This is a genomic window from Corallococcus caeni, from assembly GCF_036245865.1.
Classification (GTDB): domain Bacteria; phylum Myxococcota; class Myxococcia; order Myxococcales; family Myxococcaceae; genus Corallococcus; species Corallococcus caeni.
In genome coordinates this window covers 176605-192907 of the sequence record NZ_BTTW01000003.1, presented here as the reverse complement: position 1 = coordinate 192907, position 16303 = coordinate 176605, and the positions used below count along the sequence as shown (strand labels likewise).

16 protein-coding genes are annotated in these 16303 nt (G+C 70.3%); 6 read left to right on the top strand and 10 right to left on the bottom strand.

The window, feature by feature from the left end:
* Window positions 1–104 precede the first annotated feature (104 nt).
* On the bottom strand, window positions 105–1148 hold the full coding sequence (locus AABA78_RS15055; protein WP_338263785.1) for a hypothetical protein: 1044 nt from the start codon (window positions 1146–1148) through the stop codon (window positions 105–107).
* A gap of 48 nt (window positions 1149–1196) precedes the next feature.
* The gene (locus AABA78_RS15050; RefSeq protein ID WP_338263784.1) at window positions 1197–2348 is read right to left on the bottom strand and encodes an AI-2E family transporter; all 1152 of its coding nucleotides are present in this window, start codon (window positions 2346–2348) and stop codon (window positions 1197–1199) included.
* Window positions 2349–2440: 92 nt separating this feature from the next.
* Between AABA78_RS15050 and AABA78_RS15045 the strand changes: the two genes are divergently transcribed.
* Complete coding sequence (locus tag AABA78_RS15045) at window positions 2441–2953, top strand: hypothetical protein (RefSeq protein WP_338263782.1); 513 nt, start codon at window positions 2441–2443, stop codon at window positions 2951–2953.
* Window positions 2954–2988: 35 nt separating this feature from the next.
* On the opposite strand, the gene AABA78_RS15040 is transcribed toward AABA78_RS15045, so the two are convergent.
* The 3 genes from AABA78_RS15040 to AABA78_RS15030 all read right to left on the bottom strand — a co-directional run bounded on the left by AABA78_RS15040 (window position 2989) and on the right by AABA78_RS15030 (window position 5280).
* Window positions 2989–3111, bottom strand: coding sequence for a hypothetical protein (locus AABA78_RS15040; RefSeq protein ID WP_014396669.1), 123 nt, complete (start codon window positions 3109–3111; stop codon window positions 2989–2991).
* Window positions 3112–3166: 55 nt separating this feature from the next.
* Window positions 3167–4549, bottom strand: a complete 1383-nt coding sequence (locus tag AABA78_RS15035) for a DmpA family aminopeptidase (protein WP_338263780.1) — start codon at window positions 4547–4549, stop codon at window positions 3167–3169.
* Between the two features lie 65 nt (window positions 4550–4614).
* Complete coding sequence (locus AABA78_RS15030; protein ID WP_338263779.1) at window positions 4615–5280, bottom strand: TetR/AcrR family transcriptional regulator; 666 nt, start codon at window positions 5278–5280, stop codon at window positions 4615–4617.
* Between the two features lie 176 nt (window positions 5281–5456).
* On the opposite strand from AABA78_RS15030, the gene AABA78_RS15025 reads away from it, so the two are divergent.
* On the top strand, window positions 5457–6887 hold the full coding sequence (locus tag AABA78_RS15025) for a carotenoid oxygenase family protein (RefSeq protein ID WP_338263777.1): 1431 nt from the start codon (window positions 5457–5459) through the stop codon (window positions 6885–6887).
* Window positions 6888–6962: 75 nt separating this feature from the next.
* Window positions 6963–8246, top strand: coding sequence for a phospholipase D-like domain-containing protein (locus tag AABA78_RS15020; RefSeq protein WP_338263775.1), 1284 nt, complete (start codon window positions 6963–6965; stop codon window positions 8244–8246).
* Between the two features lie 65 nt (window positions 8247–8311).
* Here AABA78_RS15020 and AABA78_RS15015 read toward each other — a convergent pair whose 3' ends face one another.
* The 5 genes from AABA78_RS15015 to AABA78_RS14995 all read right to left on the bottom strand — a co-directional run bounded on the left by AABA78_RS15015 (window position 8312) and on the right by AABA78_RS14995 (window position 12987).
* The gene (locus tag AABA78_RS15015) at window positions 8312–10495 is read right to left on the bottom strand and encodes a D-alanine--D-alanine ligase family protein (RefSeq protein WP_171413937.1); all 2184 of its coding nucleotides are present in this window, start codon (window positions 10493–10495) and stop codon (window positions 8312–8314) included.
* A complete protein-coding gene (locus AABA78_RS15010) occupies window positions 10480–11097 on the bottom strand; it encodes an RDD family protein (RefSeq protein ID WP_171413954.1) in 618 nt (205 codons plus the stop codon). Before AABA78_RS15010 ends, AABA78_RS15015 begins: the two co-directional genes overlap by 16 nt.
* A 23-nt stretch (window positions 11098–11120) precedes the next feature.
* Window positions 11121–11510, bottom strand: coding sequence for a type IV pili motility protein SglS (gene sglS, locus AABA78_RS15005; protein ID WP_338263773.1), 390 nt, complete (start codon window positions 11508–11510; stop codon window positions 11121–11123).
* 235 nt (window positions 11511–11745) lie between these two features.
* A complete protein-coding gene (gene hemB / locus AABA78_RS15000) occupies window positions 11746–12714 on the bottom strand; it encodes a porphobilinogen synthase (RefSeq protein WP_171413938.1) in 969 nt (322 codons plus the stop codon).
* A gap of 63 nt (window positions 12715–12777) precedes the next feature.
* On the bottom strand, window positions 12778–12987 hold the full coding sequence (locus AABA78_RS14995) for a hypothetical protein (RefSeq protein WP_338263772.1): 210 nt from the start codon (window positions 12985–12987) through the stop codon (window positions 12778–12780).
* 384 nt (window positions 12988–13371) lie between these two features.
* Between AABA78_RS14995 and AABA78_RS14990 the strand changes: the two genes are divergently transcribed.
* Genes AABA78_RS14990 through AABA78_RS14980 form a run of 3 tightly spaced genes read left to right on the top strand, consistent with a single transcriptional unit; the run spans window position 13372 to window position 16181 of the window.
* Window positions 13372–14220, top strand: a complete 849-nt coding sequence (locus AABA78_RS14990; protein ID WP_338263771.1) for an ABC transporter ATP-binding protein — start codon at window positions 13372–13374, stop codon at window positions 14218–14220.
* Window positions 14217–15056, top strand: coding sequence for an ABC-2 transporter permease (locus tag AABA78_RS14985; protein ID WP_338263770.1), 840 nt, complete (start codon window positions 14217–14219; stop codon window positions 15054–15056). The genes AABA78_RS14990 and AABA78_RS14985 overlap by 4 nt, the downstream gene beginning before the upstream one ends.
* A gap of 3 nt (window positions 15057–15059) precedes the next feature.
* Window positions 15060–16181 carry a hypothetical protein gene (locus AABA78_RS14980; RefSeq protein ID WP_338263768.1) on the top strand — a complete coding sequence of 374 codons (1122 nt, stop codon included), beginning with the start codon at window positions 15060–15062 and terminating at the stop codon, window positions 16179–16181.
* The last annotated feature ends 122 nt before the right edge of the window (window positions 16182–16303 follow it).

Sequence of the window (16303 nt, the reverse complement as noted above, 5' to 3'; positions counted from 1 at the left end):
CGGATCAGGCCGTGGGGGCAAGGGGTAGGCATCCCGCCTGGGTCCAGACACCCGCGCTTCCGGGCGATGTCGCGCGCCGGACAGGCCCGGTGTCAGATCCCGCGTCAGTACGTCGCGATCAAGCCGACGTGCAGGCTGGAGTACGTCTCCTCGGTCGCTCCGCCATCATCCCAGCCGGTGAGTGTGCCGGCCCCGGAGAAGCGGTCCTTGAAGTGCGCCAGCCGCCAGGCCACGTCGTAGCCGAACGGCCCCCAGATGTCCCCCGTCACGCCCAGCTCCGCGCTCCAGCCGAAGCTGGACACGGACGTGCCGAAGTCGCGGACCTCCAGCGCCCGCCGTCCTCCGTCCGCGTCCGGTGAGTGCCCCGGCCTGGGCGACAGCAGGAGTCCACCCGACGCGTCCAGCCGCACCGAGCCGAACAGCGGCACGGACAGGTCCAACGCCACGGACGGGAACACGCGGTGCGTGCCGGACAGCGGGTTGTCCGCGGACGCCTCCACGTCGAACGCGCGCGTCTGGATGCCGGCGCGCGCGCCCACGTAGCCCTGCTGCGGCCGCGTCGTGCCGAAGCGGAAATAGAAGCGGTAAAGCGCCTGCGCGGTGAAGGCCGTGTCGGTGGCGGACACCTCGCGCACCGGCGTCTGGCCGCCGTCCCCGGTGAGCGTCACGTCGGAGCTGGAGAAGCCGCGCTGCGCCCCCAGCAACAGCCCCAGGCCCCGCAACACCGAGGACTCATGGCGCGCCAGCGGCAGCACCTCCGCCTCCAGCGCCAGCCCCAGGTACGGGTGCGACGAGGAGAAGTCGGACGTGTCCCCCAGCTGATCCTCCTCCGGCAGCCGGTCGTACTCGCCACAGCTGTCCACGCCGGGCCGCGCGCAGTAGCGCCGCCACGTCGCGGTGAGGCCCAGGTTGAGCCGCACCCAGGTGGGCGCGCCCACCTCCGGCTCCGTTTTCGACCGCGACGTCCCGCTGCCCGCGGCCGCGCTGCCCAGCCGCAGCGACAGCCACGCGGGGGACTCCCGGGGGCCGTGGAAGGCCGGCGGCGTCAGGGCGTCAGAGGCCGCCGCGGCCGGAGCCGCCAGGGCTCCAGCGAGGACCAGGGTCCACAGCAGTCCGGAGGGGACCCTCGCGCTTCGGGTGGTCGTCATGCTCCGGGCAGGTTCACCCAGCGCCGGGGCGAAGTCCAGGCTCCGGGCTCAGGCGTTCATCACGTGACCCACGCTCGCCGCCGAGGGCACTGGCGCGGGCTGCGAGACGTGCGAAGGCGAGGAATCCTCGGACACCACGGGTGCAGGCTGCGCTTCCTGCGTACGCCCGAGGAAGTCGCGCCGGTAGATGCGCACCATGGCCATGAAGATGGACGCGATGAGCGGACCCACCAAGAGGCCCATCATCCCGAACACCGCCAGTCCGCCGAACATGGACAGGAAGACGAGCAGCGGGTGCAGCGCCATGCGCGAGCCGCACAGCCGCGGGCGGATGACGTTGTCGATGCTGCCCACCAGGAACGTGCCCCACGCGAGGAGGAAGACGCCCTCGCTCACCCGGTTGGCCGCGATGAGGATGACGCCGATGGGCCCCCACACGAGCGCGGTGCCGCCCACCGGCACCAGCGCCACCAGCACCATGGCCGCGCCCCACACCCCGGCGTGCGGCACGCCCGCGATGAGCAGGCCCACGAAGCCCACCGCGCCCTGCACCAGCGCGGTGACGGTGTTGCCGTAGATGATGGCGTACGCGACGTCCGTGAACTCGTGGGAGAAGGCGTCGAAGTAGCGGCGCTCCAGGGGAATCAGCCGGGCCACCTCGTTCACCAGCCGACGGCCGTCCAGGAAGAAGTAGTACATGGCGACCGTCATCAGGAACATGTTGACGACGAGCTCCGTGCCGGCGCCGACGAGGTCCGCGAGCAGCCCCGCGCCGCCCGACACCGCCGTCATCAGCAGGCGCTCCGTCTCCGAGCTCTCCGGGTCGAAGTGCACGTAGCGGGTGACGCCCCGGGGCAGGCTGTTGAGGAGGTGGTGACGCAGGTCCACCTGATCCAACAGGTCCTGCGCCTGGCCCACGAACTGGAGCACCTCGCGGGCCACCATCCAGCCCACCAGCGCCAGCGGCGCCAGGATGAGCAGGAACACCGCGAGGGTGGACAGTCCCGCCGCCAGGGACTTGCGGCCCTGGAGCCGCCGGTCCAAGGAGTCCTGGATGGGCATGAACAGGACGACCAGGAAGCCGCCCAGCAGCACCGGCATCAGGAACGGCAGCAAGATGCGTGAAAAGAGAATCAGCGCCAGGGCGAAGAGCCCCGCGAAGATGAAGTTCGACCACCGCTTGGAATCGCCCGCCGTCACCGCCCCACCCCGTCCCCCAGACCTGCTGCACGCAACGTAGGAACGGTTATTCCCACCAGGAAGCCCGTCCCTCCTTCCCCAAGAGGCCACCCATGACTTCTGGACGTTTCGCCCCCGTGGCGGCAGTCGCCACCACCGTCGTGTCCGGCGCCTTCCTGCTGCTCGCGCCGTCCTGCAAGGAGGGAGGAAGCGCGGAGTGCGGCGACGCCTGCGCCCCGGTGGAGGGCACCTATCCGCTGACGTTCCGGGATGACGCGGGCCTGCCCTCCGAGTGCGTGAACCTGAACGTCCAGGCCGTGGCGGACGGCGAGCCGCTGGTCATCCAGCGCGCCGACGGCGGCATCCTGACGGGGTCGCTGACGAAGGTGGCGCTGACGGGCCAGGTGTATGCGTCGGGCGGGCTGATCCTGACCGGAACGCCGCCCCCCAGCAGCGACGGTGGGGTGAGCACCTTCCTCAGCCTCACCGCGACCTTCACCGGGGGCCCCGAGGACGGCGGCGGTGGCGCCCTGTCCGGGACCTTCACCGGCCAATACTCACGCATCCAGGGGACCAGCGCCCTCAGATGCACCGTGACGCGCCCCTTCACGGCGACCCGGCAGTAACGCCAGGGCCGCCGGGAGCGGCGCCAGGGCGAGAACTACTTCTTCTTGCCTTCGGCGGCGGCGGCCTTGGCGGCTTCCTTCTGCTTCTTGATCCGCTTCTTCCAGTGCTGACGGATCTTCATCTGCACGCGGCGGTGCTTGCTCTTGCTGTTGGCCATGTGGGTGGCTCCTGGTCTCCGGAATGGAGCAAAGGGGGGCTTACCTATCAGAAGCCTACGGGCTCCCGGAAGAGGAACCCTCGGGGTCCTCTGGGGTAAGGGCCGCGCCGGCCTCCGGCGCGGACCTGGGCGCCCCGTCCGTGGGGGGCTCGTTGGGGGCCGGCCGGGTCGGGAAGGGAATGCCCTCCGCGCCGCGCACCTGGGTGGGCAGGGCGCTGCCCAGCGTCACCTCCCCCTCCCGGTCCTCGTCGCTGGGGCGCTCCCTGGAGGCGGGCACGCTCGTCTGGTGGGGGCGCTTCTTCACCGAGGCGAAGATGGGACGGCAGGCGTCCACGAAGCGGCGGACCTCGTCCAGGGGCAGCGCGGGGGAGTAGTTGTCGTTCACCCCCGTCATGGGCTCCGCCATGCACATGGCGTTGAGGATGGCCTCCTCCGTGGCCTCCATCACGGCCTCGTAGAGGGGGTCCAGGCGCTGATCCAGGAGGATCTTCATCTTGTAGACCATCTTCTGGGTGCGCCTGGGGATGATGTTCGCGGTGGAGAAGCCCACGACGATCTCTCCGGAGCCGTGCGCCGCGTAGCTGCCCACCCGCCCGATGCCCAGGCCCACGCGCTTGCAGAGGCGGTTGATCTGATGGCTCAGGAGCGGCGCGTCCGTGGCGACCACGGCGATGATGGAGCCGTAGGACTTGCCGCGGTGGGGGGTGTTCTTGAACTTCTCCACCAGCACCTCGCCCACCGGCAGGCCGCCCACGCGCAGGTTGTGCATCTTCCCGAAGTTGGACATGACGAGCACGCCCAGCGTGTAGCCGCCCAGCACCTCCGGCAGCTTTCGCGACGACGTGCCGATGCCGCCCTTGAAGTCGCACGTCACCATGCCGGTGCCGCCGCCGACGTTGCCCTCCTGCACCGGGCCGGACTTCGCGGCGTCGATGGCGGCGACGACGTGCTCCTGGCGCACGTGGCGCCCGGAGATGTCGTTGAGCCACGAGTCGTCGCACTCGCCCACCACGGGGATGATGACGTCGTGCTCGTCGCCGATGCCCGGGTAGCGCTGCACGAGGTAGTTGGCCACGCCGTCGGACACGGCGCCCACGGCCATGGTGTTGGTGAGGAGGATGGGCGTTTCGATGAGGCCCCACTCCATGAGCTGCGTCATGCCGGAGACCTCGCCCGCGCCGTTGAGCACGAAGCCGCCCCCGCTCATGCGTTCCATGAAGATGTTGCCCAGGTTGGGCAGGATGGCCGTGACGCCCGTGCGCACCGGCCCGAAGCCGGGCCGCAACGGGCCCGAGCCTTCGATGAGCGTGGTGTGCCCCACCAGCACGCCCTCCACGTCGGTGATGGCGTTGTACTTCCCCGGCTTGAAGCGTCCCAACGGCAGCCCCAGCTCCCGCGCCCTGACCCTCGGCCCCGTCTCTTCCGGAATGCGCACCATGGCGCCGACCGTACCCGACAATCCCTGACGGTCAACCCCGCTTCCCTACCGACTGTCGCGCATCTTCAGCCGCGCGCGGGCGGCCTGAGCCCCTCGACGAGCAGCCGCGTCTGCACGCGGGCGAGCGCCTCCGCGCCCTCCACGCCCTGGGGGGATTCGCCCAGCTGCCGGTCCACGAACAGCGAGGCGAGCCCGTGCACGAGCGACCACGCGGTGAGCGTGAGGGGCCGCGGCTCCCCCGCGCGCAGCAGGCCCGCCGCCTGTCCCTCCTCAATGGTGCTCACCAGCAGCGTGAAGGCGCCCTGCTCTCCTTCCGGCTCGGGAGGCGGTGACATGGGCCGGGTGAAGTGCGGGCCGAACATCACCCGGAAGTGCGGCGGGTGGCGCACGGCGAACAGCACGTAGGCCTCGCCCGCCGCGTACAGCCGCTCCAGGGGCCCTGTCATCGGGGCCATGCGCTCGCGCATCTCGCGCGCCATGGCGCGGAAGCCCTCGTGCGCCACCGCCTCCAGGAGCGCCTCCTTGTCCGCGAAGTGCCGGTAGGGCGCCGCGTGCGTGACGCCCGCCCGCCGGGCCACCTCTCGCAGCGTCAGCGCGCCGAAGCCCTCCTCGGCGATGAGCGCCACCGCCGCGTCCACCAGCGCCTGTCGTAGGTCCCCGTGGTGATAGCGGCCCTTGTCCTTCTCCGCGGGTGCCTCCGCCGCCTGCTTGCGCCTGCCCTTCGTCGCCACCGTCCGTGCCTCCTCATGCCCCGACTGTCGCCTGCGTGACTTGACCATCCACGGGCCAAAGTTGCCAGCGTCAACATCCATGTTGACGGCGACAACATGCGATGTTTACAGTGTCTACACGATGGGCGGCGCGAGGTCCTTTCGCGCCCGGACGTTGCACTGGAAAGGGAGCCGTCATGACGACCGCGACGAAGCAGACGATGTCCTCCTCCGCGCCGGGCTGGCTGCGGGCGTTCCGCACGCTTCCCCGCCAGCACGGGTTCGAGCCGCTGCGGGTGGAGGGCCAGGTGCCCGAAGGGCTGCGGGGCTCGCTCTACCGGGTGGGGCCGTGGACGTTCGACGTGCACGGCCGGCCGTACCAGCACTGGTTCGACGGAGACGGGGGGATGCTGGGCGTGCGCTTCGGCGCGGACGGGGTGAAGGGCGCGTCGAGGCTGCTGGACTCGCCCACCATGGTGGCGGAGCGCGAGGCGTCCTCGCAGCGCTACGGCGGCTACGGCACGCCCACGCCGCTGCTCCACAAGCTGCGCAACGTGCGCAAGAACTCCGCGAACACGTCCGTGATGGCGTGGAACGGCAAGCTGTACGCGCTCTTCGAGGGCAGCGTGCCGGTGGAGGTGTCCCCGGAGGACCTGTCCACGCTGGGCGAGACGGACTTCGACGGCACGGTGGTGGAGACGTTCTCCGCGCACCCGCACCGCGTGCCGTCGCGCAAGGCGTCCTACAACTTCGGCGTCCGCTACGGCCGGGACACGCTGGCGGACCTCTACGTCCTGCCGGACGGCGGCAAGGCCTGGCGGTTGGGCACGGTGAAGCTGCCCGGCGCGACGATGGTGCACGACTTCATCGCCACGGATCGCTACCTCGTCTTCTTCCTGTCACCGCTGCGCCTGAACCTCTTCCGCGCGCTGCTGCGCGTGGGTTCGTACTCGGAGAACCTGCGGTGGCGGCCGGAGGCGGGCACGGACGTGCTGGTGGTGCCCATCGACGACGTGGAGCACCCGGTGCGCATCTCCACCGACGCGTTCTACCTGTGGCACTTCGGCAACGCGTACGAGGAGGGCGACACGGTGGTGGTGGACTACGTGCGCTACCCCGACTTCACGACGAACCAGTGGCTGGGTGAGCTGGTGCGCGGCACGACGTCCTCCGACGCGCAGGGCATGCTGCACCGGGCGGTGGTGGACGTGAAGGCGGGCACCTTCCGCACCGAGCAGCGAGCGGACATCAGCTGCGAGTTTCCCCGCGTGGCCCCCGGCGTCGTGGGCCGCGCGCACCAGACGCTCTACATGGGCGTGCACCGGAGCGACGAGGCCCGGCGCGGCCTGTTCGACGGCGTGGTGCGCGTGGACATGGACACAGGCCGGATGACGACGGCGGACCTGGGCGAGGGCACCTACCCCTCCGAGCCCATCTTCGTCCCCCGCCCCGGCGCCACCGCCGAGGACGACGGCTGGGTGCTCACCCAGGTCTACGACGTGAAGGCGGACGCGTCCCACGTCGCCGTGCTGGACGCGCGCCGGCTGGAGGACGGCCCCGTGGCGCGCTGCCACTTCGACCACGCCCTGCCCCCCACCTTCCACGGCGGCTTCGCGCCCTCAAAGTGACACTGACTCCCGCTTTCTCCGCTTTTCATACCATTTCGGCTTAAATGGTTGGAAACGGAGAAGCGGAGGCAGGTCATGAAGCGGTTGCTGGCGGTGGCAGGACTGGTGGTGGCGGCGCTCACGGGGTGTCAGCCGGAGGCGCAGGCGGATCCGAACCTGGCGGCGCAGGCCCAGGGCGCGACGAACGTGCCGGGGCTCTACGTCGTCTTCAACCAGCCGGACAACACGGGCACGCGCGACTACCGCATCAAGGATGAGGTCGTCCGGCTCATCGAGAACAGCCCCAAGGGTTCGTACATCCGCATCGCGATGTTCCTGTGGACGACGGACCACCTGAACGCGGCCATCAAGGCGGCGCTGTGCCGGGGCGTCATCGTGCGGCTGGTGGTGGACGAGCAGAACGGCGGCGCCGCGTCGGAGTTCGCCTCCGGCGGCGTCATCCACGACATCAGCAGCTACGTGCCCCCGGCGGCGACGTGCCCGGACGGCTTGAGGCTGGAGCTCACGCGGTGCAACGGCACGGGCGCGGGCAGCGCGTGCATCGCGGGCTTCGACCGCGAGGGCACCATCATGCACGACAAGATCTTCACCTTCTCCACCACCACGGATCCGCAGGGCAACCGCATCCAGCGCGTGGTGGTGCAGGGCTCCTGGAACAACACCTACTCCCAGAACAACTACTGGAACGACATGGTCGTCAGCTACGAGGACTGGGACTGGTACGACTACTGGGTCGGCTACCACAACGACCTGCGCGCCGGCACGAAGACGACGGACTACTACAACCCCACCACGGGCCAGGGTTACTACAGCTCCCCCAACGCGCCGTGGACCGCGTACTTCTTCCCGCGCGAGGGCAACGACAACGAGCTGTCCAGCGACACCGTGACGAACAACTTCACGGACTACATCAAGACGTACGTGTCGGGCTGCACGCTGGACGTGAACCAGAACCACTTCAACGACAGCCGCGTCATCGTGGCCACGGAGCTGGTGCGCATTGGCAAGCTGGGGTGCCGGGTGCGCGTGCTCTACACGGACATGGACGCGGGCATCAAAACGAAGCTCACCGGCGCGACGAACATCTCGCTCCGCCAGCTCTACGACGTCTCCGCCAACAACGTGAAGCAGGGCGACGGCACGCCGCGCGAGGTCCTCACGCACAGCAAGCACTTCGTCTACTCGGGGAACTTCAACGGGACGGTGCGCAAGATGGTGCTGACGGGCTCGCACAACCTGTCCAAGAACTCGCTGCGCTACAACGACGAGAACCTGGTGAAGTACTACTCGGACACGCTGTGGCAGGCGTACCACGACAACTTCGAGAAGGGCTGGGCGCAGGCGCTCAACGACGGCTGAAATGAAACGGGGACGGCGCCGTTTCCGGGCACCGTCCCCTTCCCTGCTCGAGCCTCAGCGGTGGCTCAGGACTTGAGCTCCGGACGCGGCGCGGGCGTGTTCTCCGCGGGGGCCGCGGCGTTGGCCTGCGCGGTCTGCTCTTCAATCCGCTGCACGACCTTGTTGAGCGGCGGCGTGGCGGTGCCGGACGGATGCTCCGTCTGGGCCCGGCGCGCCTCGCGCTCCTTGTAGCGGCGGATCGCGGGGGCCATGATCTCCCCAATCAGCGTCCGGTAGTCCATGCCGGCGCCCTGGGCAATCAGCACCAGGTCGCTCCAGCCGGGCGTGAGGCCGGGCAGCGGGTTGCACTCGATGAAGTAGATGCGCCCCTTGTCGTCCATGCGGAAGTCGATGCGCGCCACGTCGCGGCACCCCAGCGCCATGAACGAGTTGCGCGCCGCCGTGCGCAGCTTCTCCAGCAGCGCCGGTTCAATCTTCGCGGGCGCGTCGTAGCGGATGCGGTCCGTCCAATCCAGCTTGTGCTGGAAGCTGTAGACCGGGTTCTTCTCCGCCTTGTCCAGGAAGACGATCTCCATGGGCGGCAGCACGCGCGGGCGCCGCTCGCCCAGGAGGCCCACCGTGAACTCACGGCCGCCGATGTACTCTTCAATCAGCGCGGGCTGCTGGTACTTGCCGGCGATCTCCTTCACCACGTCGCGCAGCTCCGCTTCGGAGTAGCAGACGCTCTTGGTGACGACGCCCTTGGAGCTGCCCTCCGCCACCGGCTTCACGATGAGCGGGAAGGTGGTGAACTCCTTGTTGAGGCGCTCCTTGCCCGTGACCATCAGCTGGAAGTTGGGCGTGAGGATGCCCGCCTGACGGACGATCTTCTTCGCCAGCGCCTTGTCCAGCGCGAGCGACAACGTCGCCGGATCAGAGCCCGTGTACGGGATGTCCAGGAGCTCCAGCATCGCGGGCACCTGGCTCTCACGGTTACGTCCCTTGAAGCCCTCCGCGATGTTGAAGACCACGTCCAGCGGCGTGCTGGAGAGCACCGTGGGCAGCTCCGCCGTGGCCTCCAGGTCGATGACCTCGTGGCCCCACGACGCAATCGCCTCGCGGATGGCCTGGAGGGTGTTGGGCGAGTCGTACTCGGCCTCGCTGTCCTCCTGCACCGTCTCCGCCGTGGCGCTGGGCTTCACGCGCTTCACGTTGAAGCTGAAGCCCACGCGCAAGGGGCCTGACTTGCGCGCGGGCCTGCCCTGGCGGCTCTTGTTGTCGCGGATCTTGTGGCGCTTGCCGGCACTCTGGATGATGGAGTTGATGACCCCGTCCAGGTGCAGCCCCTCCAGCTCCGCCGCGGCGTAGATGCCCGCGCCCGGCTCCAGGCTGGGCAGCGCGTTGATCTCCAGGAAGTACGGCACGCCCGCGTCGGACACGCGGAAGTCCAGCCGGCCCAGGTCGCGGCAGTCCAGCACCTGGAGGATCTTCTGCGCCATCTTGCGGACGTCCTCGGACATCTTCGCCGGGATGTTCGCGGGGGCGCGCACGGACACGGCCTTCTCCCGGCGCGTCTTCAGCTCGTAGTCGTAGATGGCGTACTTGCGGCCCTGCGACGCCTCCGGGTCGATGACGTACTCCACCGGCGCGAGCACGCCGTCGAAGTCGTTGTCCACCGCGGCCAGGAACGGCACCGTGAGGTCGCGCCCGCTGATGTACTCCTCCACCAGCACGCCCGCCGGGTACTTCTCCAGCGCCTTCGCCACCTTCTCGCGCACCTGCTCCAGCGTCTCCGCGACGGAGTCCTGGGTGATGCCCTTGGAGGAGCCCTCGAAGTTGGGCTTCACGATGACGGGGAAGCGCAGGTTCTCCGCCGTCAGCTCGCTGAGCTTCTCCACGTACTGCCAGCCCGGCGTGCGGATGCCGTGCTTGGAGAGGATGAGCTTGGTGAGCTGCTTGTCTAGCGTGAGCGCCAGCGCGTACGCGTCCGAGCCCGTGTACGCGAAGCCCAGCTCGTCGAAGAGCGCCGGGTAGAAGGCCTCACGGAAGCGGCCGCGCCGGCCCTCCGCCGTGTTGAAGATGAGGTCCGGGCTGTAGGCCTCCAGGCGGGCGACGGTGCGCGACGCGGGGCCGCTCACCTCGAAGCGCTCCAGGCGGTGGCCCAGCCGCTCGATGGCTCCCGCCAACGTGTTCACCGTCTCCTGCGTGTCGAACTCCGCCTCTTCTTCCGAGTCCGAAAGCCGCAGGTTGTAGGTCAGCGCGATGCGCATGGCTTACCCCGTCTCCCTTTCCTGAACGCCTTGCCGCGGCGCACCTTCGCCGCGGACATCAACCGTCCGGGAGCGCGCGTGGCGCCCACCGGCGTGCGGGCTGCAACCGTCGCGCCCGCGACAACCTTCCCGTCCACCACCTGCGTCTGCGCCCAGGTGTCCCCCAGCCGCAGGCCCAGCGGATCGCTCAGCACGCGCCAGGCCTCCACGCCGCCAATCACCACGAAGCCCGCCAGGGCGGCCACCACGCCTTGCGGCGCGGGCATCATCCCCAGCAGCACCACCAGCGCGAGCGGCGCGTTGCGCAGCGTGCTGTCGCGGTGCCGCGCGGCCGAGCGCGTGGGCAGGTGCATCACCTTCACGCCGAAGATGCGCTTGCCCACGCTCTGCCCCTGGAGCATTCCGTCCGCGAGCAGGAGGAACAGCAGCGCCACCACCGCGCCCGCCGCGCCGCACACCACGTACAGGCCCCAGGCCACCGCGCAGTCCACCACGCGCGCGCCCAGCCGCAGGAGCAGCGACGCCTTCGGGTAGGGCGAATCCGGCTCCGCGTCCTCCTGCACCAGCCGCAGCACGCGGGGAGCGCCGCGCTCCGTCGCCATGAGGCTGCGTTCGGGGGCGGCGCTCACTCCTCGGGCTCCAGCGTGAGGCCCTCTTCGGTGGGCTCCGGCTCGTCCAGCCCGGCCAGCTTCGCCAGCCGCTCGTGCGCGGACAGCGGGTGGACGAAGGGCACCACCGTCTGCGCGTGCTCGCCGGCGTGCTCCGCCGCGAGCCGCGCCGTGGGGCTGCCGCCTTCCGACATGCGCAACAGCTTCTGCCGGGCGTCGTCCTCGTCGTGCCGCGCGGCCTCGCCTTCGCGGGTGAAGAAGATGAAGGCCATGGCCGGGCGCTTGGAGGACTCGCGCATCGCGAACTGCACGCCGTCCAGGTTCCAGCCCTTGGCCGTCCACTCGTTCAGGGTGCGCTCCAGCGCGCCCTCGTCCACCGTGGACAGCTCCACCACTTTGTACTGCAACGGCCCGGGCTCACGGAGGACCGGAGCGCGGCCCTTCCCGGGGCGCTGGACCTGACGCTTGCGGGCCTTCCCGGCCGCCCGTGCTTGGGGAGGCGCGGCGCCACGTCGTGGCGGAGGCTTCTCGGTTCTGCGTCCGGGCCGCTTCTTCTGGGTGGGCATCGTGGTGGGGACCATTTGGGCGCAAGCGGCGGACGCGATCAAGCCTTCCGCCGCAAGCAGGCGCCCGGGGTGTCGCCTAGAGGAGCTTGGCCGCTTCCAGGGCGTGGTAGGTGATGATCAGGTCGGCCCCGGCCCGCTTGATGGAGGTGAGGACCTCCATCATCACGCGCTCGTAGTCCACCCACCCGTTCTGCCCGGCGGCCTTGAGCATCGCGTACTCACCGGAGACGTTGTACGCGGCCAGGGGCAGGTCGAAGTTCTCGCGCAGCGCGCGGATGACGTCCAGGTACGACAGCGCCGGCTTCACCATGATGAAGTCCGCGCCCTCGTCCACGTCCAGCGCCGTCTCGCGGATGGCCTCGCGCACGTTGCCGGGGTCCATCTGGTAGCCGCGGCGGTCGCCGAACTGCGGCGTGCTCTGCGCGGCCTCCCGGAACGGTCCGTAGAAGCCGGAGGCGTACTTCGCCGAGTACGCCATGATGGGCGTGTCCTGGTGCTTCACTTCATCCAGGGCCTTGCGGATGGCGCCGATGCGGCCGTCCATCATGTCCGACGGCGCGATGATGTCCGCGCCCGCCTGCGCGCACGTCACGGCCATCTGGGCCAGCAGGGGCAGCGTGGCGTCGTTGGCCACGTGGTTGCCGTCCAGCACGCCGCAGTGGCCGTGGTCGGTGTACTCGCACAGGCACACGTCCGCGATGACCTGGAGGTCCGGCTCCGCAGCCTTGATCTCCCGGATGGCGCGCTGGACGATGCCGTCCGTCGCGTACGCCTGGGTGCCGCGCGCGTCCTTGTGGTCCGGGATGCCGAAGAGGATGACGGAGGGCACGCCCAGCGACTTCGCGTGCTTCGCCTCCTTCACCGCGTGCTCCAACGAGAGGTTGAAGATGCCCGGCATGGAGGAGATGGGACGGCGCACGTCCCGGCCCTCCACGACGAACAGCGGGTAGATGAAGTCCGTGGGTGAGAGGCGCGTCTCTCTCACCATGTCACGGAGGGCCGCGGAGCGGCGCAGCCTGCGGGGACGGTGGACGGGGTGGGCCATGGGTCGCCGGTATAAACCGCCCGGCCCCGCGCTTCACCCCTTCCGCGTCCCCAAACCGCCTGCTCAGCCGGCGACGGGGCGCCAGGTCATCTGATGGCGGCGCGAATCGCGCGCCATGCGGTCGGCCCGCCGCCCGGCGAGGTCCGCCTCGTACAGCGCCCGCGCGTAGCGCACGCGCGCCGCCTCGGTCCCGCTGTCCAGCTCCCGCTCGGCGGCCTCCAGCTCACGGCGCGCGTCCTGAAGCTGCTGCTCGGTCCCGTTTGCCCACGTCATGCCCATGTCTCCTGTGTGGTGTGGCCGCGGGGGGTGGCGTCCAGGTCCCGCGGGTCGCTCAGCAGGCATTGCAGGGCCTGGACCAGGGGCACCGTTGGAACCCCCAGGAGTGCAACGCCATGGAATGACGGGGTGTCGCGTCGCGCCACGCGCGCTCCGGGTGCGCAAGGCGTTTCCCAGCGGCGCGAACAGGGGAACGCATTGGGAAACCCGCATGCAGGGCCGCCCGTCCCTCCCCGGAGGGCAGGCGGGTGCAATCGTCGCCCCGCCGGGTCGTCTACAGTCATGACCGTGACGACCCCACCTCCCGCCCTCGAAGTGCAGGGCCTGCGAAAAACGTATCGCCGAGCGTTCGGACGCGGCGGCCATGAGGCCCTCAAGGGCATGGACCTCCACGTCCCGGCGGGCAGCGCGTTCGGGCTGATTGGCCCCAACGGCGCGGGCAAGACGACCTTCATCAAGAGCGTGCTCGGCATCGTGCGGCCCAGCGCGGGCACGGTGCGCGTGCTGGGCGGCTCTCCGGAGGATCCGGCCATCCGCGCGCGCATCGGCTACCTGCCGGAGCGGCTGCACCTGCCCGGCACGTGGAAGTCGCCCGCGTTCCTGGCCACCGTGGCCCGGCTCAAGGGGCTGAAGGTCGACGCGGGCGCGCACGCGAAGCTGCTGGAGCGCGTGGGGCTTTCGGACGCGGTGGACCGGCGCATCGGCGGGTACTCCAAGGGCATGCGGCAGCGGCTGGGGCTGGCGGCGGCGCTCCTGGGTGAGCCCGCGCTGCTCGTGCTGGACGAGCCCACGGACGGCATCGACCCCATGGGCCGGCTGGAGGTGCGCCGCATCCTCCAGGAGGAGGTCCAGAGGGGCGTGACGCTGTTCCTCAACTCGCACCTGCTGGCGGAGACCGAGCGCGTGTGTGATCGCGTGGCCATCCTCGCGGACGGGCGCGTGCTGCGCGAGGGACGGCTGGACGAGCTGGCGAAGGCGGGGGCGCGCTGGCGCGTGCGCTTCGCCCCCGGCGCGGACGCGGCGGCGCTGGCGTGCGAGGGCTTCTTGCCGACCGGGAGTGCCCGGGAGGAAGGCGTGTACACGGTGGACGCGGCGGACGTGACGGTGCTCAACGCGGCGTTGGACAGGGCGCGGTCGCGGGGCGCGCTGTTGACGGAGCTCAAGCGCGAGGGCGCGGACCTGGAGGCGGTGCTCGTGGGCGCTGTCGGCGGGCCGGGGGTGGCGGCATGAGGAGCCCGGTCTTCGTCATCGCGGGGTACGTGCTGCGGGAAGCGGCGTCGCGCAAGTTCATCCTGGCCTTCTTGGTGGGGCTCACGCTGGTGCTGGCCACCGTGGCGCTCAGCCTCAAGCTGGAGGTGGTGGACGGGGCGCTCGCGGCGACGCGCCTGTTCGGCGAGGTGATGCGCTCCAACATCATGTCCGTGGACGTGGCGCTGCGGCCCGTCTACCGCGCGGCGGCGTACCTCGTGTTCTACGGCGGCATCCTCTTCGGCATCGTGGCGTGCTCGGACTTCGCGCCGGGGCTCTTGTCTCCCGGCCGCATCGAGCACCTGCTCGCCCTGCCCCTCCAGCGCTGGCACCTGCTGGCCGGCACGTTCCTGGGCGTGATGACGCTGGCCCTGGGCGGCACGGTGTACGCCGCGGGCGGGCTGACGCTCATCTTCGGGGTGAAGGCCGGGTACTGGACGTTGGGGCCCATCATCGCCGGGGGGCTGGCGTGCGTGGGGTTCGCGGCGGTGTACGCGGTGATGCTCACCACGGCGACGCTGGTGAGGAGCGCGGCGCTGTGCTCCGCGGCGGGCTTCGTGCTGCTGGTGGGCGGCATCCTCGCGGGCTTCCGCGCGGACGTGTCGCGCTACCTGGAGGCGGGCTTCGGCCGCACGGCGTTCGACGCGGTGACGCTGGTGCTGCCCCGGCTGTCCGCGCTGGCGTCGCGCGCGGCGGACCTGGCCAGCTCCACGCCGCTGGAGAAGGGCTCGCTGGGGATGCTGCTGGGCGGCGTGCTGGTGTTCGGGCTGGGAGCGCTCTCCGTGGGCTTCTGGCACTTCGAGGGAAAGGACTGCTGAGTCATGGAATCGCGCGGGCGCAGGAGGGTGTGGCTGTTGGGAGCGCTGCTGTTGTTCGCCGCGGGCGCGGTCCTGATGTTCACGGGCCAGGGCGACACGCCGCCGACCGAGGAGAAGGACGTGGCCTTCCCCAGGCGCATGCAGGGGGAGGACTTGGCGCGCGCGGAGAAGCGGCGCACCTGGGTGATGCCCGCGGTGGTGGACGCGGGAGTGGCCGCGCCCGCGAAGCCGCGCGACCCGCTGCTCGCGGCGCTGCCCCGGGGCCCGGGCCGCACGGCGGTGGTCATCGAGGCGAACGCGCTTCGCTACTCGCCCGTGGGCGAGCTGCTGATGGACTGCCTGCTGCGCGACGGCGGCAAGAACCTGGAGCAGTTCAAGGCGATGAGCGGCGTGGATCCGCTCCAGGACCTGGACCGGCTGGTCATCACCGACGAGGGCGTCATCCTCTCCGGCGACTTCAGCAAGGCGAAGTACCAGGAGCTCCTGGGCGAGCGCGTGGCGTCGGATCACGGCCCGGGCGCGCGCGTGTACGAACCCGGGGACACGACCTTCGCCCTGCCGGACGGCGGCACGCAGCGCGGCCGGATGGACACCTCGGTGGGCACCTGGAACGACCAGATGCTGGTGTTCGGCAAGTCGCCGGACTCCGTGAAGACGGTGCTGGACCGCATGGAGGGGCGCGGCGTGGAGGACGGGCCGCCGCTGCTGGATGAGAACAGCACCTACGGGGAGATGTACGGCGTGCTCGCGGTGGAGCAGCTGGCGCGGATGCTGGGGCCGGATCAGGCGGAGCTGGCGCAGCGGCTGAAGGACGTGGCCCAGAACGTGGAGCTGCACCTGGACACCAGCGGCGACGTAGCCATGGTGGCCAACGTGACGGGCCTGGACGCGCAGAAGATGACGGACCTGGGCAAGTCCCTGGGCGGCGCGCTGTCCATGGCGCGCATGAAGGCGCAGGCGGACGGCAAGGACGACCTGGCGCAGCTGCTGGACTTCGCGAAGGTGCGGCCGGACGGCACGTCCTTCAAGCTGGAGCTGGCGGTGCCCCTGGCCACCATCCAGGAGCAGCTGGCCTGGTGCCGGACGGAGCGTCAGGCCGCCGAGCACGCGAAGCCGGCGCCGTAAAGGCAGGCAGGCCCCGCTTCGGGGTTTTCGCCGGGACGCCCTCCACGGGATACTCCGGCCCGACAGGGAGACGCGACCCGCCAGGGACTGGATGGGCGCTTCCTCCTCGAGGGTCTGATGAA

Excerpts from the sequence above, each read along its gene's own strand:
- AABA78_RS15055 (WP_338263785.1), bottom strand. The coding sequence starts at position 1,148 with ATGACGACCACCCGAAGCGCGAGGGTCCCCTCCGGACTGCTGTGGACC.
- AABA78_RS15045 (WP_338263782.1), top strand. The coding sequence starts at position 2,441 with ATGACTTCTGGACGTTTCGCCCCCGTGGCGGCAGTCGCCACCACCGTC.
- AABA78_RS15040 (WP_014396669.1), bottom strand. The coding sequence starts at position 3,111 with ATGGCCAACAGCAAGAGCAAGCACCGCCGCGTGCAGATGAAGATCCGT.
- AABA78_RS15035 (WP_338263780.1), bottom strand. The coding sequence starts at position 4,549 with ATGGTGCGCATTCCGGAAGAGACGGGGCCGAGGGTCAGGGCGCGGGAG.
- AABA78_RS15025 (WP_338263777.1), top strand. The coding sequence starts at position 5,457 with ATGACGACCGCGACGAAGCAGACGATGTCCTCCTCCGCGCCGGGCTGG.
- AABA78_RS15020 (WP_338263775.1), top strand. The coding sequence starts at position 6,963 with ATGAAGCGGTTGCTGGCGGTGGCAGGACTGGTGGTGGCGGCGCTCACG.
- AABA78_RS15015 (WP_171413937.1), bottom strand. The coding sequence starts at position 10,495 with ATGCGCATCGCGCTGACCTACAACCTGCGGCTTTCGGACTCGGAAGAA.
- AABA78_RS15010 (WP_171413954.1), bottom strand. The coding sequence starts at position 11,097 with ATGGCGACGGAGCGCGGCGCTCCCCGCGTGCTGCGGCTGGTGCAGGAG.
- hemB (WP_171413938.1), bottom strand. The coding sequence starts at position 12,714 with ATGGCCCACCCCGTCCACCGTCCCCGCAGGCTGCGCCGCTCCGCGGCC.
- AABA78_RS14995 (WP_338263772.1), bottom strand. The coding sequence starts at position 12,987 with ATGACGTGGGCAAACGGGACCGAGCAGCAGCTTCAGGACGCGCGCCGT.
- AABA78_RS14990 (WP_338263771.1), top strand. The coding sequence starts at position 13,372 with ATGGACCTCCACGTCCCGGCGGGCAGCGCGTTCGGGCTGATTGGCCCC.
- AABA78_RS14985 (WP_338263770.1), top strand. The coding sequence starts at position 14,217 with ATGAGGAGCCCGGTCTTCGTCATCGCGGGGTACGTGCTGCGGGAAGCG.
- AABA78_RS14980 (WP_338263768.1), top strand. The coding sequence starts at position 15,060 with ATGGAATCGCGCGGGCGCAGGAGGGTGTGGCTGTTGGGAGCGCTGCTG.